Source organism: Pseudomonas sp. 14P_8.1_Bac3 (assembly GCF_025466085.1).
Classification (GTDB): domain Bacteria; phylum Pseudomonadota; class Gammaproteobacteria; order Pseudomonadales; family Pseudomonadaceae; genus Aquipseudomonas.
On record NZ_JANLOD010000002.1, the window covers coordinates 25,832 to 44,230 of the forward strand.

General features: G+C 60.3%; 16 protein-coding genes. 5 read left to right on the forward strand and 11 right to left on the reverse strand.

The genetic code is table 11. The features are described from left to right. Nucleotides 1–88: 88 nt before the first annotated feature. Nucleotides 89–1,276, reverse strand: a complete 1,188-nt coding sequence (gene nhaA / locus NTD84_RS00465; protein WP_262162661.1) for a Na+/H+ antiporter NhaA — start codon at nucleotides 1,274–1,276, stop codon at nucleotides 89–91. Between the two features lie 238 nt (nucleotides 1,277–1,514). On the opposite strand from nhaA, the gene NTD84_RS00470 reads away from it, so the two are divergent. Next, complete coding sequence (locus NTD84_RS00470) at nucleotides 1,515–2,609, forward strand: PLP-dependent cysteine synthase family protein (protein WP_262162663.1); 1,095 nt, start codon at nucleotides 1,515–1,517, stop codon at nucleotides 2,607–2,609. Between the two features lie 117 nt (nucleotides 2,610–2,726). Here NTD84_RS00470 and NTD84_RS00475 read toward each other — a convergent pair whose 3' ends face one another. From NTD84_RS00475 to NTD84_RS00485, 3 genes are all read right to left on the reverse strand, one after another. Then, complete coding sequence (locus NTD84_RS00475) at nucleotides 2,727–4,340, reverse strand: NAD(P)/FAD-dependent oxidoreductase (protein WP_262162665.1); 1,614 nt, start codon at nucleotides 4,338–4,340, stop codon at nucleotides 2,727–2,729. A gap of 95 nt (nucleotides 4,341–4,435) precedes the next feature. Beyond that, nucleotides 4,436–5,089, reverse strand: coding sequence for a COG3650 family protein (locus NTD84_RS00480; RefSeq protein ID WP_262162667.1), 654 nt, complete (start codon nucleotides 5,087–5,089; stop codon nucleotides 4,436–4,438). Nucleotides 5,090–5,184: 95 nt separating this feature from the next. Next, nucleotides 5,185–5,784 carry a short chain dehydrogenase gene (locus NTD84_RS00485; RefSeq protein ID WP_262162668.1) on the reverse strand — a complete coding sequence of 200 codons (600 nt, stop codon included), beginning with the start codon at nucleotides 5,782–5,784 and terminating at the stop codon, nucleotides 5,185–5,187. 105 nt (nucleotides 5,785–5,889) lie between these two features. Between NTD84_RS00485 and NTD84_RS00490 the strand changes: the two genes are divergently transcribed. After that, nucleotides 5,890–6,798 (forward strand): LysR family transcriptional regulator, encoded by a 909-nt coding sequence (locus NTD84_RS00490; RefSeq protein ID WP_262162669.1) that lies wholly within the window; start codon nucleotides 5,890–5,892, stop codon nucleotides 6,796–6,798. A gap of 182 nt (nucleotides 6,799–6,980) precedes the next feature. On the opposite strand, the gene NTD84_RS00495 is transcribed toward NTD84_RS00490, so the two are convergent. The 5 genes from NTD84_RS00495 to NTD84_RS00515 all read right to left on the reverse strand — a co-directional run bounded on the left by NTD84_RS00495 (nucleotide 6,981) and on the right by NTD84_RS00515 (nucleotide 11,983). Next, nucleotides 6,981–7,682, reverse strand: a complete 702-nt coding sequence (locus NTD84_RS00495) for an ABC transporter ATP-binding protein (RefSeq protein ID WP_262162670.1) — start codon at nucleotides 7,680–7,682, stop codon at nucleotides 6,981–6,983. After that, nucleotides 7,683–8,450: a high-affinity branched-chain amino acid ABC transporter ATP-binding protein LivG gene (gene livG / locus NTD84_RS00500; RefSeq protein ID WP_262162671.1), complete on the reverse strand. Its 768-nt coding sequence runs from the start codon at nucleotides 8,448–8,450 to the stop codon at nucleotides 7,683–7,685. Further along, nucleotides 8,447–9,703, reverse strand: a complete 1,257-nt coding sequence (locus tag NTD84_RS00505; protein WP_262162672.1) for a high-affinity branched-chain amino acid ABC transporter permease LivM — start codon at nucleotides 9,701–9,703, stop codon at nucleotides 8,447–8,449. The genes livG and NTD84_RS00505 overlap by 4 nt, the downstream gene beginning before the upstream one ends. Beyond that, nucleotides 9,700–10,623, reverse strand: a complete 924-nt coding sequence (livH, locus tag NTD84_RS00510; RefSeq protein WP_262162673.1) for a high-affinity branched-chain amino acid ABC transporter permease LivH — start codon at nucleotides 10,621–10,623, stop codon at nucleotides 9,700–9,702. The genes NTD84_RS00505 and livH overlap by 4 nt, the downstream gene beginning before the upstream one ends. 232 nt (nucleotides 10,624–10,855) lie before the next feature. Further along, complete coding sequence (locus tag NTD84_RS00515; protein WP_262162675.1) at nucleotides 10,856–11,983, reverse strand: branched-chain amino acid ABC transporter substrate-binding protein; 1,128 nt, start codon at nucleotides 11,981–11,983, stop codon at nucleotides 10,856–10,858. A gap of 180 nt (nucleotides 11,984–12,163) precedes the next feature. On the opposite strand from NTD84_RS00515, the gene NTD84_RS00520 reads away from it, so the two are divergent. Together NTD84_RS00520 and NTD84_RS00525 are read left to right on the forward strand one after the other, a co-directional pair. Then, nucleotides 12,164–12,325: a hypothetical protein gene (locus NTD84_RS00520; RefSeq protein ID WP_262162676.1), complete on the forward strand. Its 162-nt coding sequence runs from the start codon at nucleotides 12,164–12,166 to the stop codon at nucleotides 12,323–12,325. Then, nucleotides 12,322–12,627, forward strand: coding sequence for a DUF2288 domain-containing protein (locus NTD84_RS00525; RefSeq protein WP_262162677.1), 306 nt, complete (start codon nucleotides 12,322–12,324; stop codon nucleotides 12,625–12,627). The genes NTD84_RS00520 and NTD84_RS00525 overlap by 4 nt, the downstream gene beginning before the upstream one ends. A gap of 298 nt (nucleotides 12,628–12,925) precedes the next feature. Here the strand turns inward: NTD84_RS00525 and NTD84_RS00530 are convergent, their stop codons facing one another. Then, nucleotides 12,926–15,127 carry a hypothetical protein gene (locus NTD84_RS00530; protein ID WP_262162679.1) on the reverse strand — a complete coding sequence of 734 codons (2,202 nt, stop codon included), beginning with the start codon at nucleotides 15,125–15,127 and terminating at the stop codon, nucleotides 12,926–12,928. A 198-nt stretch (nucleotides 15,128–15,325) separates the two neighbouring features. Here NTD84_RS00530 and NTD84_RS00535 point away from each other — a divergent pair, with 198 nt between their 5' ends. Continuing rightward, nucleotides 15,326–16,222, forward strand: a complete 897-nt coding sequence (locus NTD84_RS00535; protein WP_262162681.1) for an NAD(P)-dependent oxidoreductase — start codon at nucleotides 15,326–15,328, stop codon at nucleotides 16,220–16,222. Here the strand turns inward: NTD84_RS00535 and NTD84_RS00540 are convergent. Next, on the reverse strand, nucleotides 16,113–18,395 hold the full coding sequence (locus NTD84_RS00540; RefSeq protein ID WP_262162683.1) for a putative bifunctional diguanylate cyclase/phosphodiesterase: 2,283 nt from the start codon (nucleotides 18,393–18,395) through the stop codon (nucleotides 16,113–16,115). The genes NTD84_RS00535 and NTD84_RS00540 overlap by 110 nt on opposite strands. Between the last annotated feature and the right edge of the window lie 4 nt (nucleotides 18,396–18,399).

Sequence of the window (18,399 nt, forward strand, 5' to 3'; positions counted from 1 at the left end):
GTCGTCAACGATAACGCGAAAAACCAGACACCCTGCGGCGCACTTGAATCCATCGCCAGCAAGCCGGCTCCCTACAGACAGATCACAGCTAGCTGCGTTGCAGCGCGCTTTTCCGACTCGCCGCCGCCGTCACCGCATAACCGATCAACGCCGCCAGTATCGAACCGGTCAAGATTCCCATCCGGTCCATCCCGGCGTAGTCGCTGACGCCCGGCTCGAACGCCAGGGAGCCGACGAACAAGCTCATGGTGAAACCGATCCCGCAAAGGATCGCCACACCCAGCACCTGGCCCCAGTTGGCGCCTTGGGGCAGGGCGGCGATGCCGGTTTTCACCGCCAGCCAGGTCAGGCCGAACACGCCGAGGGTCTTGCCCAGCAGCAGGCCGACCGCGATACCCATCGGCACATGGTGGGTGAAGCTTTCGAGGGTGACGCCGCTCAGGGACAGGCCTGCGTTAGCGAAGGCGAACAGCGGCAGGATGCCGTAGGCCACCCATGGATGCAGGGCGTGTTCCAGGGTCAGCAATGGCGAAGGTTCGGCGTTTTTCGTGCGCAGCGGGATGCAGAATGCAAGGGTGACGCCGGCCAGCGTTGCGTGGACACCGCTCTTTAGCACGCATACCCACAGGATCAACCCGATGATCATGTACGGCCCGAGCTTGACCACGCCCAGCCGGTTCATCGCCACCAGCGCGACAATGCACGCCGCGGCCAGTGCCAGCGAAAGGGTCGACAGTGCGCCGGAATAAAACACTGCGATGACGATGATCGCGCCGAGGTCGTCGATGATTGCAAGGGTCATCAGGAACAGCTTCAGCGACACGGGCACGCGCTTGCCCAGCAGGGCGAGTACACCGAGGGCGAAGGCAATGTCGGTGGCCATTGGAATGGCCCAGCCACCCAGGGCCGCGGGGTTGTCACGGTTGAAAAACCAGTAGACCAGCGCCGGCACGACCATGCCGCCAATCGCTGCCGCACCGGGCAGGACCACCTGCGAAGGTTTCGACAGCTGACCGTCGAGGACTTCGCGCTTCACTTCCAGACCGATCAGCAGGAAGAACAGGGCCATCAGACCGTCGTTGATCCACAGCAGGGCCGGCTTGGCGATTTGCAACGCACCGATCTGCGCCACCACCGGGGTATCCAGGAAGCTGCTGTACAGCCACGACAGCGGGGAATTGTTGATGATCAGAGCCAGGGCGGCAGCGGCGATCAATAGCAGACCGCTGGCAGCTTCCAACTGAAAGAAACGCGTGAAAGTGCTACGCAGAGGCAAGGTCGCTCTCCATCGATAATCAAAAAGGTGGCACACCCTAACCCGTACCGTTAGTTGTTAAAACAAAAGTTATATTCTTTTTTGTTATATGCCGTTACAACGCAAACGCTCGACACGGACCAGAGCCTAGCAGTTGCCGAACGTATTGAGGCTCAGCTGTATCTGTGCGGGCTGTCGGATTTTTCCTAAGCTTCAGGGCTGAGCCTTGCGCCAAGGCCGACTCAACGAGAAAAACACCATGAGCGACAACCGACAGTGGGCCCGGGAAGCCATCCGGATCATCGAAGCTGACTTCCAGCGCAGCGCCGACACCCACCTCATTCCGTTACCCCTGCCGGGTTTGCCGGGCATCGAGTTGTATTTCAAGGATGAGTCGAGCCATCCCACCGGCAGCCTGAAACACCGCCTGGCCCGCTCATTGTTCCTGTATGCGCTGTGTAACGGCTGGCTCAAACCCGGTGCGCCGGTGATCGAAGCGTCCAGTGGTTCGACGGCGATTTCCGAGGCGTACTTCGCTCGATTGCTGGGCTTGCCGTTTATCGCAGTGATGCCGGCGACCACCTCCAAGGAAAAGATCTCGCAGATTGCTTTCTACGGTGGCAAGAGCCATCTGGTGGACGATCCGACGCAGATCTACGCCGAATCCGAGCGCCTGGCCCGCGAGCACGACGGGCATTTCATCGACCAGTTCACCTATGCCGAGCGCGCCACTGACTGGCGAGCGAACAACAACATCGCCGAGTCGATCTTCCATCAGATGCGTTTCGAGCAGCACCCCGAGCCGAGCTGGCTGATTTCCAGCCCCGGCACCGGTGGCACCACGGCGACCCTCGGGCGCTACGTACGTTATCGCCAGCATTGCACCCGTGTGCTGTGCGCCGACGCCGAGCGTTCGGTGTTTTTCGATTACTACCTGACCGGCGATGCCGGCCTGCGTCTGGACTACGGTTCGCGGATCGAAGGCATCGGTCGGCCTCGGGTCGAGGCGTCGTTCTTGCCGAAAGTGATCGATGCGATGGTCAAGGTGCCGGACGCGCTGTCCCTGGCGGCCATGCATTACCTGGCGCAGCGTTTGGGACGACGTGTGGGCGGGTCGAGCGGGACCAATCTGATCGGCGCCCTGGTGGCGGCCCGGCAAATGGTGGCGGCGGGGGAGTCGGGGTCGATCGTGGCGATTCTGTGTGACGGCGGCGAGCGTTATGAGACGAGCTATTACGATCAGGATTGGCTCAAGGCTCAGGGATACGAGTTGAGCGGGTTGATGGAGGTGGTGGCCGCCAGCGTCGAGCGCGGCGAACCTTTGCCGGACACCGTGTTGCGCGCCAACATCTGACACACCGCGCAAACCCAAGTGGGAGCGGGCTTGCTCGCGAATGCGGTAGCACATCCAACAGAAATGCTGGCTGATCCACTGCTTTCGCGAGCAAGCCCGCTCCCACATTGAATTGCGTCAGGCCTGCAGGCCAAGGATGTCCCGCGCCACTGCTTCAGCAATACGAATCCCATCCACCCCCGCCGACAGGATCCCGCCGGCATAACCCGCGCCTTCACCCGCCGGGAACAGGCCTTTCACGTTCAGGCTCTGCATCGATTCGTTACGGGTAATGCGCAACGGCGACGAGGTGCGCGTTTCGATGCCGGTCAGTACGGCGTCATGCAACGAGTAACCCCGGATCTGCTTCTCGAACGCCGGCAAGGCTTCGCGAATGGCTTCAATGGCGAAGGCCGGCAAGGCCAGCGCCAGGTCACCCAGCGCAACACCGGGCTTGTAGGACGGTTCAACGCTGCCCAGCTCGGTGGACGGTTTACCGGCGATGAAGTCGCCGACCAGTTGCGCCGGCGCTTCGTAGTTGCTGCCGCCCAGGACAAAGGCGTGGGACTCCAGGCGCTCCTGCAATTCGATACCGGCCAGCGGGCCGCCCGGATAATCGACTTCCGGGGTGATGCCGACGACGATCCCGGAGTTGGCGTTGCGCTCGTTCCGCGAGTACTGGCTCATGCCGTTGGTGACCACGCGATTCGGCTCGGATGTCGCCGCGACCACGGTGCCACCGGGGCACATGCAGAAGCTGTAGACCGACCGGCCGTTCTTGGCGTGGTGCACCAGTTTGTAGTCCGCCGCGCCGAGTTTCGGGTGGCCGGCGTATTTGCCCAGGCGCGCGCGGTCGATCAGCGACTGTGGGTGTTCGATGCGGAAACCCACCGAGAACGGTTTCGCTTCCATGAACACACCGCGGCCGTGGAGCATGCGAAAGGTGTCGCGGGCGCTGTGGCCAAGGGCCAGGATCACGTGCTTCGAGTGGATCTGCTCGCCGCCGTTGAGCTCGACGCCGACCAGTTGGCCGTCCTCGATCAACACGTCGGTGACGCGCTGCTGGAAGCGTACTTCGCCACCCAGGGCGCGGATCTGCTCACGCATGTTTTCCACAACGCCCGTCAGGCGGAACGTACCGATGTGCGGTTTGCTGACGTAAAGAATTTCTTCCGGCGCGCCGGCCTTGACGAACTCGTGCAGGACTTTGCGGCCGATGAATTTCGGGTCCTTGATCTGGCTATAGAGCTTGCCATCGGAGAAGGTCCCCGCGCCGCCTTCACCAAACTGTACGTTGGACTCGGGGTTGAGCACGCTTTTGCGCCACAGGCCCCAGGTGTCCTTGGTGCGTTGGCGCACTTCGGTGCCGCGCTCGAGGATGATCGGCTTGAAGCCCATCTGCGCCAGCAGCAGCCCGGCGAAAATCCCGCACGGACCGAAACCGACCACCACCGGACGCTGTTCCAGATCGGCCGGCGCCTGGCCGACCACCTTGTAGCTGACATCCGGCGCCACGTTGACGTTACGGTCGTCGGCGAACTTGTGCAGCAGCGCCGCCTCATCCTTCGCGGAAAGGTCGATGGTGTAGATGAAGCACAGTTCGGAGGACTTTTTGCGCGCATCGTAGCTGCGCTTGAACAAGGTGAAATCGAGCAGGTCATCACTGGCGATGCCCAGGCGCTGCACGATGGCAGGGCGCAGGTCTTCATCGGGATGGTCGATTGGCAGCTTGAGTTCAGTGATTCGTAACATGACGGGATCCGGTTCGCGGGGCGCACAACTGCGCCAGGGCGTTTGAAGGCCGCGATTATAAGCCTCAAAGAATGATTCCCGTGAGGCTTAAACGATCAGTCGTCGCGGGATCCGCCGAAATACCCGCAGCCCCGTTGCACCTGGCCATCGATGCGCAATTCGGCGCTCATGTGCTGAACGCTGCCAGTGCTGCTGTCGACGCAACGTTGCGGCGCGACCCACAATTCGATGTGCTGGTTGTTGGCTTCGGAGCTGAGGTTGAAGCGGCCATCGCCCAGTTGTTCTTCCACATAGGGCACGGCGAGGGGCGGTTGACCCGCACGGTCGATGACCATGCCTTTGCCACTGACCTTGACGTTCCACTCCGGGCCATGGCCGGCGGCACGCAGGATCAGCAGTTTGAAATTCGGATCGTCGCACGCAGTGCCCGAACGTTCGACGCGGTACAGCTGCTGTAGATCGAGACGGTTGTCGACGATTCGCCCGCGCACATCGGCGAAGAGCTTGCCCTGAGCGTCGGCGAGGGTTGCGGCCTCTTGCAGGATGCTGGTGCCGCCGCTGTCGTTGACCACGAAACTGCGCTGCTCATTACACGGCTGCAACACCAGCTTTCCATCGGCCGCGGTCAGCTGACCCTGCATACGGGCCTGGCCCACGTGGGACGCATTTTCACGCGCGCCATCGAGCAACTGGCACGCGGCGAACAGCGGGAGCAGGGCAACAAGGACTAAGGAACGGGCAACACGCATCTTTGGCTCTCCAGACAAGTGCCGCCACGTTACTCAGCCTGACCGTTCATCACAACCCCGCATATTGAAGGCCATCTCCTGCCGGAGCGAGTGGTTCAGCCGATGTGAAAGGTCTGACCGGTTTGCAGGCCTTCCACGCTTTTGGCGTAGGCCAATGCGACATCGGCGGCCGGAACCGGTTTGTAGCCGCGGAAGTACGGCGCATATTTGTCCATGGCTTCGAGCAATACGTTAGGGCTCACCGAGTTCACCCGCAGACCGCGCGGCAGTTCAATCGCGGCAGCCCGCACGAAGCTGTCGATGGCGCCGTTGACCAAGGCCGCCGAGGCGCCGCTGCGGATGGGATCGTGGCTGAGCACGCCAGTGGTGAAAGTGAACGAGGCGCCATCATTGGCGAATTCACGGCCAATCAGCAGCAGGTTGACCTGGCCCATGAGTTTGTCTTTCAGGCCGAGGGCGAAACTGTCGCCGGTCATTGCGTCCAGCGGGGCGAAGGTCACGTTACCCGCGGCGCAGACCAGCGCGTCGAATTTGCCGGTCTGTTCGAACAGTTTGCGAATCGAAGCGCTGTCGCTGATGTCCACGTGGAAGTCACCGCTGTTGCGACCGATGCGAATGACCTCATGACGCTCGGACAGCTCTTTGTCGATGGCCGAACCGATGGTGCCGCCTGCGCCGATCAAAAGTACTTTCATGGTGCTGATCCTCATGTGTGTGCAATGTGGGTTCAGTCTAGAGTGGTTTTTTCTGCGGATAAGCGCGCTAATAGGCAACCTTTGGTTTTCAAATGGAAACAATCCATGAGCGAGATGGATGATCTGGCGGCGTTTGCGGTGTTGATCGAAGCGGGCAGTTTTACCCTGGCGGCGCAGCAACTGGGGTGCAGCAAGGGCCAGTTGTCCAAGCGCATCAGCCTGCTGGAGACGCGGTTTTCCGTGGTGTTGCTGCAACGCACCACTCGCCGCTTGAGCCTGACGGCGGCGGGGGCGGCTCTGTTGCCGCAAGCCCAGGCGTTGGTGGTGCAAGTGGAACGTGCGCGTCAGGCACTGGCGCGATTGAAGGACGATATGGCCGGACCAGTGCGCATGACGGTTCCGGTGTCCCTGGGAGAAACCTTTTTCGATGGACTGTTGCTGGAGTTTTCCCAGCAATACCCCGAAGTGCAGATCGAGCTCGACCTGAGCAACAGCTTCCGGGATCTGTCCCGCGACGGATTCGACCTGGCGGTGCGTTCCGAGGTCGGCAATGACGAGCGCCTGGTCGCGAGGCCCCTGTTGGCCTGGCACGAGTTGACTTGCGCCAGCCCGGCCTATCTGGAGCGTCACGGTGAACCGCTGACCCCGCAGGCCCTCGCCGAGCATCAGTGCCTGCTCAACAGCCACTACAGCGGTCGCGAGGAATGGCTCTATCACCAGCAGCATGAGTTGTTGCGGGTGCGCGTGTCGGGGCCGTTCGCCAGCAACCATTACAGCCTGCTGAAGAAAGCCGCATTGGCCGGCGCCGGCATCGCGCGGTTACCGTCCTACCTGCTGCAAGCGGAATTGGCTGACGGGCGTTTGCGTTGGCTCCTGCGCGACTATCAGACCCGTCGCATGCCAATGTACCTGGTGCATCCGTACCAAGGCGGGTTGCCCAAGCGCACGCAGGTGCTGGCGGATTATCTGATTGGTTGGTTCAAGCGCAGCGGGGAGGCGTTGGACAGGCTTTGAGTCTGTACGCCGATTCTGTGGGAGCGGGCTTGCTCGCGAAAGCGGAGTATCAGACACATCCATGCGGACTGACTCACCGCTTTCGCGAGCAAGCCCGCTCCCACAGTCGAACTCCGTTGTTTTGGGATTGTGGCGGGTATAAAAAAACGGCCCGAAGGCCGTTTTCTGTTTAACGCAACTACTTAGCCACCGAGGTACGCTTCACGCACTTTCGGGTCGGTCAGCAGCGCTTCACCGGTTCCTTGCATCACTACCCGGCCGTTCTCCAGAACGTACGCGCGGTCAGCGATTTTCAGCGCCTGGTTGGCGTTCTGCTCCACCAGGAACACCGTCACGCCATCCTTGCGCAGCTGTTCGATGATGTCGAAGATCTGCTGGATGATGATCGGCGCCAGACCCAGCGACGGCTCGTCGAGCAGCAACAGCTTGGGCTTGCTCATCAGCGCGCGGCCGATGGCGAGCATTTGCTGTTCGCCGCCGGACATGGTGCCGCCGCGTTGGCTGAAGCGCTCCTTCAGGCGTGGGAAAAGTTCGAGAACCTTGTCCATCTGTTCCTGATAGTCGCCCTTTGCGGTGAAGAAGCCGCCCATGGACAGGTTTTCTTCCACGGTCAGGCGGGCAAACACCCGCCGACCTTCTGGCACGACCGCGATGCTCTTGCGCATGATCTGCGACGAGTCCTGGCCGACGAGTTCCTCACCCATGTAGCGGATGCTGCCGCTGTGGGCTTGCGGCGAACCGCAGAGGGTCATCAGCAGGGTCGACTTGCCGGCGCCGTTGGCACCGATCAGGGTCACGATCTCGCCCTGGCGGACTTCGACGTTGACGCTGTGCAGGGCCTGGATCTTGCCGTAGAAGGTGGAAACGTTTTCGAATTGCAGCATTTACGCTTCCCCCAGGTAGGCTTTGATCACTTCAGGATTGTCGCGGATCTGTTCCGGCGTGCCGTCGGCCAGAGGCGTGCCCTGGTTGATCACGACGATGTGATCGGAAATGCTCATGACCAGCTTCATGTCGTGTTCGATCAGCAGCACGGTGACGTTGTGCTCTTCACGCAACATGCTGATCAGCGCCTTGAGGTCCTCGGTTTCCTTCGGGTTCAGGCCGGCGGCCGGTTCGTCGAGCATGAGGATCCGCGGACGGGTCATCATGCAGCGCGCGATTTCCAGGCGACGTTGCTGGCCGTAGGCCAGGGTCCCGGCCGGACGGTTGGCGAACGCGGTGAGGTTGACCTTGTCCAGCCAGTACTCGGCGAATTCCATCGCCTCGCGCTCGCTCTTGCGGAACCCCGGCGTTTTGAACAACCCGGACAGGAAGTTGGTGTTGAGGTGACGGTGTTGCGCGATCAGGAGGTTCTCGACCGCGGTCATGTCCTTGAACAGCCGCACGTTCTGGAAGGTACGCACGACGCCTTTGAGGGCAATCTTGTGGCCGGGCAGGCCCTGGATCGGCTCGCCATCCAGCAGGATGCTGCCACCGCTCGGTTTGTAGAAACCGGTGAGGCAGTTGAACACGGTGGTCTTGCCGGCGCCGTTGGGACCGATCAGTGCAACCACCTGTTTTTCCTTGACGGTCAGGGCCACGCCGTTGACCGCCAGCAAGCCGCCGAAGCGCATGCTCAAATTATCGACTTTAAGGATCTCGCGGCTCATTTGCGCAGCTCCATGTGAGGACGTTGCATGGGCAGCAGGCCTTGAGGTCGCCAGATCATCATCAACACCATCAAGGCGCCGAACATCAACATGCGGTACTCACTGAACTCACGCATCATTTCAGGCAGCAGGATCATCACCACGGCCGCGAGGATCACGCCCAGTTGCGAGCCCATGCCACCCAATACGACGATGGCGAGAATGATCGCCGACTCGATGAAGGTGAACGACTCCGGTGTCACCAGGCCCTGACGGGCGGCGAAGAAGCTGCCGGCAAAACCGGCGAAGCTGGCGCCCAGGGTGAAGGCCGACAGCTTGATGACAGTAGGATTGAGACCCAGTGCGCGGCAGGCGATTTCGTCTTCACGCAGCGCTTCCCACGCACGGCCGATCGGCATGCGCAGCAGGCGGTTGATCACGAACAGCGCACCAAGGGCCAGCAACAGGGCAACCAGGTACAGGAAAATCACCTTGTTGATCGAGTTGTATTCCAGGCCGAAGTACTCGTGGAACGTCTGCATGCCTTCGGCCGCTTTACGTTCGAAGGTCAGGCCGAAGAACGTTGGCTTCTCGATGTTGCTGATGCCGTTCGGGCCGCCGGTGAGGCCGGTGAGGTTACGCAGGAACAGACGGATGATTTCACCGAAGCCCAGGGTCACGATCGCCAGGTAGTCACCGCGCAAACGCAACACCGGGAAGCCCAGCAGGAAGCCGAACGTGGCCGCCATCAGGCCGGCAATCGGCAGGCAGATCCAGAAACTCAGACCGAAGTAATGCGACAACAGCGCATAACTGTAGGCGCCGACGGCATAGAAACCGACGTAACCGAGGTCGAGCAGGCCGGCGAGGCCGACCACGATGTTCAGGCCGAGGCCGAGCATCACGTAGATCAGCACCAGGGTGGCGATGTCCACCGCGCCGCGGGAGCCGAAGAATGGCCAGATCAGGGCACCGGCGATCAGCGCAATGATGATCCAGCGCTGGGTGGTCGGCAGGGTCAGGAAGTTGCTGGCCTTGGCCGGAATCAACGGCATGTTTGGCGAGGAGCGCCAGGCCGAGCTGATCTGTTGATCGAACAACACCCGCAGGAACATCAGGACCGAGCACACCGCGATAGTGATCAGCGTGGCAGTGCTGGTGCCGTGGACTTCGAGGTTGATCCCGACGATGGTCAGTTTCAGACCGAGTACCGGGTAGGCCACCGCCCACACCAGCAAGGCGCTGAACAGCGCCTGTTTAAGATTCCTAGTCATACTTTCTCAACCTCCGGACGGCCCAGCAGGCCGGTTGGCCGGAACAACAACACCAGAACCAATAGGCCGAACGCCACGACGTCCTTGTATTGGTCGCCGAAGATATCGGCACCGAAGGCTTCCGCGACCCCAAGCACCAGCCCGCCGAGCATGGCTCCGGGGATGCTGCCGATGCCGCCCAGTACCGCGGCGGTGAAGGCCTTGAGGCCGACCAGGAAACCGGCGTTCGGGTTGATCACGCCGTATTGCATGCTCAGCAGTACCGCGGCGATGGCGGCGAGTGCGGCACCGATGACGAAGGTCAGGGCGATGATGTTGTTGGTGTTGATACCCAGCAGGTTGGCCATCTTGATGTCTTCGGCACAGGCGCGGCAGGCGCGACCCAGGCGAGAGCGGGAGATGAACAGCGTCAAGCCGAGCATGGCGACCAGGGTCACCACGAACACCACGATTTGCATGTAGGAAATCAGCACTTCGTGTGCACCACCTGGCCCGATGGAGAAGTTGCCGGGGATCAGGTTGGGGATGGATTTGTCCTTGGAGTCTTGCGCCAGCAGAACCGTGTTCTGCAGGAAGATCGACATACCGATGGCGGAAATCAGCGGGATCAGACGGTTGCTGCCGCGCAAGGGGCGGTAGGCGATCCGTTCGATGCTGTAGCCGTAGGCACTGGTCACGACAATGGTCGCGATGAAAGCGGCGGTCATCAACAGCGGAACACTGTCGAGTCCCATCATGGCCAGCCCGGCGATGGCGATGAACGCCACGTAGGAGCCGATCATGTACACCTCGCCGTGGGCGAAGTTGATCATTCCAATGATGCCGTAAACCATCGTATAGCCGATGGCGATCAGGGCATACGTGCTGCCAATGGTCAGACCATTAACCAGCTGCTGGAAGAAGTGATAGATGTCAGGCATTACAGCGCTCCTAAAAACCTGATACGCATTTCACTGGTGGAGTCATTTTCCCGCTCGAGCCCCGTGGATCTGCATCCACTTCGAACGCGAGGTTTGCCAGCGAACCGCTGATGACGGTTTTGAGATTTTCAGGTGGGGAGACTGGCGGATCACGCCAGCGCGGCCCAATACGTTCGTAAAACAAAGCCCACGGCACGCCGTGGGCTTTATTGGCAGTCAGTCAGGCAACGCCTTACTGAGGCGAAACTTCAGTTTTAGGTTTGCCGAAGTGCCACTCGTAAACCACGAATTTGAAGTCTTTCAGGTCGCCCTTGGCGTCGAAGCTCAGGTCGCCAGTCGGAGTTTTGAACGTACCGGCGTGGATGGCGGCAGCCACTTTCGCAGGGTCTTCGCTCTTGGCGGCAGTGATACCGCCAGCAATGACTTCCACAGCCGAGTAGGCCGGGAACACGAACGGACCGCTCGGGTCTTCTTTCTTCGCTTTGAAGGCGTCAGCCAGTGCGATGTTGGCAGGGTCCTGGTCGAAAGACTTCGGCAGGGTTACCAGCAGGCCTTCGGAAGCGTCCTTGGCGATCTGCGAAATGGAGTCGTTACCCACGCCTTCCGGACCCATGAACTTGGCTTTCAGGCCTTTTTCCTGGGCTTGACGCAGGATCAGACCCAGCTCCGGGTGGTAGCCGCCGTAGTAGACGAAGTCGACGTTGGCTTGCTTGAGCTTGGAGATGATCGAGGAGAAGTCCTTGTCGCCGGCGTTGATGCCTTCGAAAACGGCAACCTTGGTGCCTTTCTTCTCGAGCGTCTGTTTAACGGCAGTGGCGATGCCTTCACCGTATTGCTGTTTATCGTGCAGGACCGCAACGATTTTCGGCTTCACGTGATCGGCAATGTAGTTACCCGCGGCAGGGCCCTGGGCGCTGTCGAGGCCGATGGTGCGGAACACCATTTTGTAACCACGGTTGGTGATGTCCGGGCTGGTGGCAGCCGGGGTGATCATGATCACGCCTTCGTCTTCGTAGATGTCCGAAGCCGGTTGGGTGGAGCTGGAGCACAGGTGACCGACCACGAACTTGACGCCGTCGTTGACGACCTTGTTCGCCACTGCCACGGCTTGTTTTGGATCACAGGCGTCGTCGTATTCAACGGCTTCGAGCTTCTTGCCGTCCACGCCGCCTTTGGCGTTGATTTGTTCGATGGCCATTTTGGCGCCACTGAACTGCATGTCACCGTATTGGGCTACAGGACCGGTCTTGGGGCCGGCGATGCCGATCTTGATGGTGTCAGCTGCGAACGAATGGCTGGCAACCCCGGCCAGAACCATAGCGGCAAACAGTTTGGAAATCTGCTTAGTAGCCTTAGTCATAGTGCTCCACTCTTACTGTTGTAGTTTTTATAGTCCTGGCGCCGTAGCAGCAGAACCGGGTCAGATATCGTCGATATTCCCCGGAAAGTGCCCCCGGCAACTGTACCGGTACAGTGTAGAGCGCCGATTGTCAGCCTGGGAAGCTGGCGCCGAGGGGCAAAATCAGAGGGTGTCGCTTTTTTGAAAGAAAAAGACAGAATTGCGGCGGGGTTTCAGCTGAACGATCAGCAATCCTTGGCGTTCCTGCGGTTTTCAATCGGTAACTCAATTGCTTCCGGGTTTTTCTGCCAGACCACCAACGTTATCATCCACGTCGATTTCTTTTCCGGACAGGACCCATGACTCAAGAACCTAGCACCCTCTATGCCAAGCTGCTTGGTGAAACCGCATCTATTTCCTGGAAAGAGCTGGAGCCGTTCTTCGCCAAGGGTGCCCTATTGTGGGTCGACCCGGGTCTGGATTTGATCGCCGCCGCGGAGGCCGTGGCAACGGACGAGGGCGAGAAAGTCGCCGCCTGGCTGGCCGCCGATGAACTCTCCAAGCTGTCTGAAACGCGGGCGCTGGATCTTTTCGAGCGCGATCCGGAGTTGTGGGCCGTGGTGGTTTCGCCGTGGATTCTGATCCAGGAAAGAGCGACGAACTGAAGCCTCGCACCGAATAAGTGCGCAGCGTTGCCGAGGAAAAGTGTGTAGCCGAGTAGCGTGATGGCATGTTGCCGTAGAGAAAGGCCACAGCTTCACGGTGACGTAAACGTCACGGGCACAGTTGGGGGGGCTGAAGGAGGGCTGCTCAATTGTTTCTGGACGTTGATTTGAGCTGTTCCTAAGGACCTCATCGCGAGCAGGCTCGCTCCCACAGGTTCGGGTGTGTTCATCAATTTTGTGAACAACCCAGAACGTTGTGGGAGCGAGCCTGCTCGCGATGGGGGCGACGCTATTCCAGTCAGGCCGAGTAAGTCTTGCCGGTGTGGTTATTCAGCGAAATGACCTTGGTCTTGCCAATCCGGTGACGGTAGATCTCGCGCAGGTACTTGATCGCCTTCTTCACGCAATCCCGCGACAGACGAATGTCATTGATCGAGACGAACTTCTCCTTGTCGTTGATCAGCTCGCGGTACTTTTTCTCGTACATCGGTTTGATCGCATACCAGTTGGTGTCGAGGATCTTCGCCGGGTTTTCGAATTCGTTCAGCAAGTCGTCGATCAACTCTTCGTTGAACTCCTCGTTGATGATGAAATCGAGGATCGAGTTATCCAGCGTATCGTCGAAGCGGTAAGGGGGTTTCGCGAAGCAGCGCTTGATGAACGCGACGATGAGGGTCAGGAAGTCGTCCGACAGGCACGGGCTCTTGGCGATCAACGTGGTCAACGACAGGTTGGCCGATGCTCCGATCACCAGCGCATAACGCTTGAGCGTGGTATTCGGGAACAAGCTGTTGAGGTGGGTCTTCAAGCGGTTCAGGTCCATGTAGGACAGTTTGTAGTCCTTCGGCAACGACACGATCGACACCACCGACGAGCAGTTCTTGAAGAAATGCAGGTCGTGCAGCGCGGCGGCGTCGTAACCGGAATTCTTGTACTGCTCCAGGGACGCGCGATAGCGCTTGGATTCGATCGGCAACAGACTGATGCCTTCGATTGCCTGGGTCACTTTATTGAAGTGCGGCAGGTCGATGGAACGGAAGAACAGGTCATCGATGTTCAGGCGCTGTGGCTCTTTCTCGAACACCTTGAACTTGTCGTTGCTCGGCGGCGGTGTTTCCGGCACCACGGATTCGGCGTAGGCAATCGCCACCGGGCCGGCCAGGCTCATGAACAGGTCGTTGGCGTCGAGGCGAATGGTTTCGCCGATGTCGATGCCGGCGCGACGGAAATAGTTCTGGTCGTAGTCGGTCGTGACCGCCTGCGCCGTCAGAATGTTGAAGATTTGCTGTGAGATGTATTGGTTGGCGTGCTTTTCCATCGCGTTGACGTCGATGTTCTGGATGTTGCCGTCATCGCTTTCTTCGGCATAACGCATGATGTCGTTGGAGATCAGCATCATCGCGTTCCATGGGCGGATACGGCCCATGACGCTGGCTTCACTGCTGTCTTCGTTGGCGAAGTTGTAGGAGAAGTCCCACTCTTCCGACAGGTATTTACACAGCAGGCGACCGGCGTTGATGTGCAGCGCTTCGGACATTTCACTGCGGTGATCGGAAATGTTCGGCAGCACGCAGATGCCGCTGGTGAAGATCGGTTCGAAGACGAAGGAATGACCGCTTTTGCCGTCATGCTCGTCCATCGGCTTGGTGTCGAACGTCTTGTTCATGTACGAGTGCTGCTGCGCCAGGCCGAATTCCGAGGCCATGCCCGAACCGGTACCGCCACCGGCACTGAAGATCGAGAAATACAGGCGCGACTGGTTGGCCTTGATGCCACAGCTGTCGATCAGGTACGAGTGAATCATCTTCCAGTCAGGGCTGGAGAAACGCTGGGTGTCCTTGTTCAGGATAATCTTCGCCAGGTACTGGCCGAGGATCGGCGCGTTACCGGCGCCACCGGCGTGGACTTCCGACAGGTCCATGATTTTCATTTTGCTGTAGTCACGCAGGAAGCCGCTTTTTTCGCCCTTGCGCGAGAAGCGGATGCGACCGGCGATGTCTTTGTCCAGGTCGCCGAGCATCACCAGCGGCTCGACCAGGAACACCGGCTTGGCGCCCTTGTTTGGCCCCAGGCGCAGGTTGTTGCGAATCCACTGAGCCGGGCTGTAGCCCTTTTCGGCGTAGCGTTTGTCCGGCGACAGGCGATCTTCGTTGTTGAATTCGTTGAGGTAGAACTTGCGGGCGTTGTACACCAGTTCGGCAACGTCCAGCGCAATGTTCGAGCCGCAGCGACCGAGGCCGATCAGGCACACCGACGGGAATTCCTGGTCGTTGTGCTGCTCGTTATCGCCTTCCAGATGCGGTGCACGCGGGAACACCATGTCGCGCAGGCCGTCGAGGTTATCGAGGATGCGGTCAGTGTTGGTTTCAGTGAAATACAGGTATTGCTGAGTCGCCAGCGGGCGCGACGGCGTCAATGGCTTCGACGGTGCGGGGCTGTTCGCCGCAGGGCTCAGCGTCAGATCGGATATCGCGGTGGCCGGGTTGTTTTTGGAAGTCATTGTGCGCCATGTACCTGGGCTGGTTGGTCGGGCGACGGGGTGTCGCCGGGCCGTCACGGATGGGGTCTCGCGTCTTTCTTCAGCGCGTCATTGGCCCAAGCGTCAGGGGTGTGGCCTGAGCATCACTCGGGGGAATCCTTTCCTTAGTCATGATGGATCGGCCAATATTTGGCGATCTTTAATCAGAAAGGAGGCCAAATGATGTCAACCCTACCTTCGTTGGGTTTTGCCGGAATCGGCCTGATGGGCTTGCCAATGTGTCGCCGCCTGCTGGCTGCGGGGTATCCGCTGACGGTGTGGAACCGCAATCCGGCCAAATGTGCGCCGCTGGTGGAGGCCGGTGCCCGACAGGTCGCCACGGCGGCCGAACTGTGCCAGCACGCCGATGTGCTGATGTTGTGTCTGGCGGACACCGCCGTGGTGCGTGAAGTGGTGTTTGGTCCGGGCGGCGTTGCCGAGGGTGGGAAAAGCGGTCAGTTACTGGTGGATTTTTCCAGCCTGGAACCCACCGCGACCCGGGAAATGGCGGCGCAGTTGGTCAGCCAGACCGGCATGAGCTGGCTGGACGCTCCGGTGTCCGGCGGCGTTGTCGGCGCCGAAGCCGGTAGTCTGGCGATCATGGTGGGTGGCGAAGCGGCGGACCTCGAACGCGTCCGGCCGGTGCTGCTGAGTCTTGGTCAGCGCGTCACCCATATGGGCGCGGTCGGGGCAGGGCAGGTGACCAAGGCCTGCAATCAGATGATCGTGGCCTGCAACGCGCTGGTCATCGCAGAAGTGGTGGCGCTGGCCGAGCGCTCCGGTGTGCAGGCCAGCCTGATCGCCGAAGCGCTGGCGGGTGGTTTTGCCGATTCGAAACCCTTGCAGATCCTCGCTCCGCAGATGGCCGACAGCCGCTTCGAACCGGTGAAATGGCACGTGCGCACACTGCTCAAGGACCTCGACACCGCGGTGAAATTTTCCCGTGAACAGGGCTCGGCCACACCGATCAGCGGATTGGCAGCACAACTGATGCGCCTGCATGGGAGCCAGGGATTTCTGGAAAAGGATCCTTCGACGTTAGTGAAGCTGTACCGCGAGCCAGGCTCAGAGGGCTGAAGGCATGCGCCTGTTTGCGCTGGTTGAGTTCGTGCAGCACCGGGCGTAGGTCGGCCAGTGGCACCGGGCGGCTGAGCAGGTAGCCCTGGACGAAATCGCAACCGTTACGCTCGAGAAACGCGTATTGCTCGGGCGTTTCGACCCCTTCGGTGACCACCTGCAAATGCAGCGTGTGGGCCATGACGATGATCGCCTGGACGATCTCCATGTCCTGGGTGGCCATGGGGATGTCCTGGATGAATGAGCGATCGATCTTCAGCGTGTTGAGCGGCAGGCGCTTGAGGTAGGCGAGCGAGGAATAACCGGTGCCGAAGTCGTCGATGGACAGCGAAACGCCAAGGGCGCGGATCTGGCGCAGCAACACCAGGGTGTCGGCGATGTTGTTCATCAACGCGTTCTCGGTCACTTCCAGCTCCAGCCGTTGCGGCGCGACGCCGGCCGCCCGTAGCGCGTTTTCAATTTCCTCGGCCAGGTCCTCGCGCGCCAGGTTCAGCGGCGAGCAATTCACGGCGATACGCAGGGCCTCGCAGCCTTGGCGCGACAATTCGGCCAGGTCCTCGCAGGCTTTGCGCAGGACCCAGTTGTCCAGCTCGGCGATCAGGCCGTTGTTTTCCGCGATGGCGATGAACCGGTCCGGCGCCAGCAGTCCGTGAAGCGGATGTTGCCAGCGCACCAGCGCTTCAAGCTTGCTGACCCGTCCGGTTTTCAGGTCATAGATCGGCTGGTAATAGAGCAGCAGCCCGGTGTTTTCGCGCAGCGCATGACGCAGCTCTTCCTCCAGCTGCAGTTCCATCGTGGCACGGGTCTTCAGGTTTGGACTGAAGAAATTCAGGCCGTTGCGACCGCTACCCTTGGATTGATACAGCGCCAGGTCGGCGTGTTTCAGCAGTTCTTCGCAGGTCGTGCCGTCGTGTGGAAACAGGCTGATACCAATGCTGGTGGTCATGACCATGCGCCGCCCCGCCAGCTCGATCGGCTCCTTCATTTTCAACATGATGCGCTGGGCCATGTGCCGCGCTTCTTCACGATCATGCAGGCTGATCAGCAGGCAGAACTCATCGCCACCGAAGCGTGCCACCACATCATCGTGGCTGCGTACCGAGCTCTTGATGTGCTGGGCCAGGACCTTGAGCAATTCGTCGCCGGCATCATGACCGAGGCTGTCGTTGATCCGCTTGAAGTGGTCGATATCGAGGAACATCACCCCGAGCATGCCGCCTTCATTGGTTTTCTCGAGCAGCTTCTCGGCGAATATCTGATTGAAGCCACGGCGGTTGATCAGGTTGGTGAGGGCGTCGTAGTTCGCCACGTGTTGCAGCGACATGCGCGCCTGATCCAGTTGGCTGAGCAACGTATTGACCCGTTGCAGGTCGCGCTCCTTGTGTTGCAGTTTCTTGTCCGCCAGGGCGGCACTGATGCTGCTGCCGATGATCAGCAGCGTGATCACTGCCACCGTCAGCCCCAGTTGCAGGTGATCGTTCTCGCCGGGCAACGTCAGCGGGCTGCCGCTCGGCAGCACCAGGCGGAAGGCGGCCATGGCGGTGAAATGCATGCTGATAATGCCCGCCCCGAGGATCAGGCTGGCGCTGAATTTGAACAGTTGGTGCAGCACGCCGGAGCCGTTGCGCAGACGACTCGACAGCAACAGCGCCGCGAGGCTGGCGCCAATGGCGATCACGATGGAAAGACCGAACAGCGCCGGTTGGTAATAGGCGACCGCGTTTGAACGCATGGCCGACATGCCCACGTAATGCATGGCGGTGATGCCCAGGCCAATGCAGATCGAGGCCTGGACGTATTGCCGCGTGCTCAGGCACGGGTGACTGAGGGCGTGCATCGCCAGCCATGAGGCGAGCAGGGCGATCAGCAGGGAGGCCAGGGTGACGGGCAGCTCGTAGTGAATTTCGACCGGCGCCTGAAACGCCAGCATGCCGATGAAATGCATGGCCCAGATCCCACCGGCGAGACAGGCGGCGCCGACCCAGCGCCAGATCCGCTGGGAGGCAGGCTTTTCCGAATGACCGACGCGTTCGGCCATGTCCAGCGTGGCGAAGCCGCCCACGCAGGCCACCAGATAGGCCAGCAGCACCAGAAAGGGATCATGTGTGCAATTGAGGACGACTTGTCCGTTCGAGGTCAGCTCGGTGACAAAATGCAAACCAAGCCATTCCATAGCA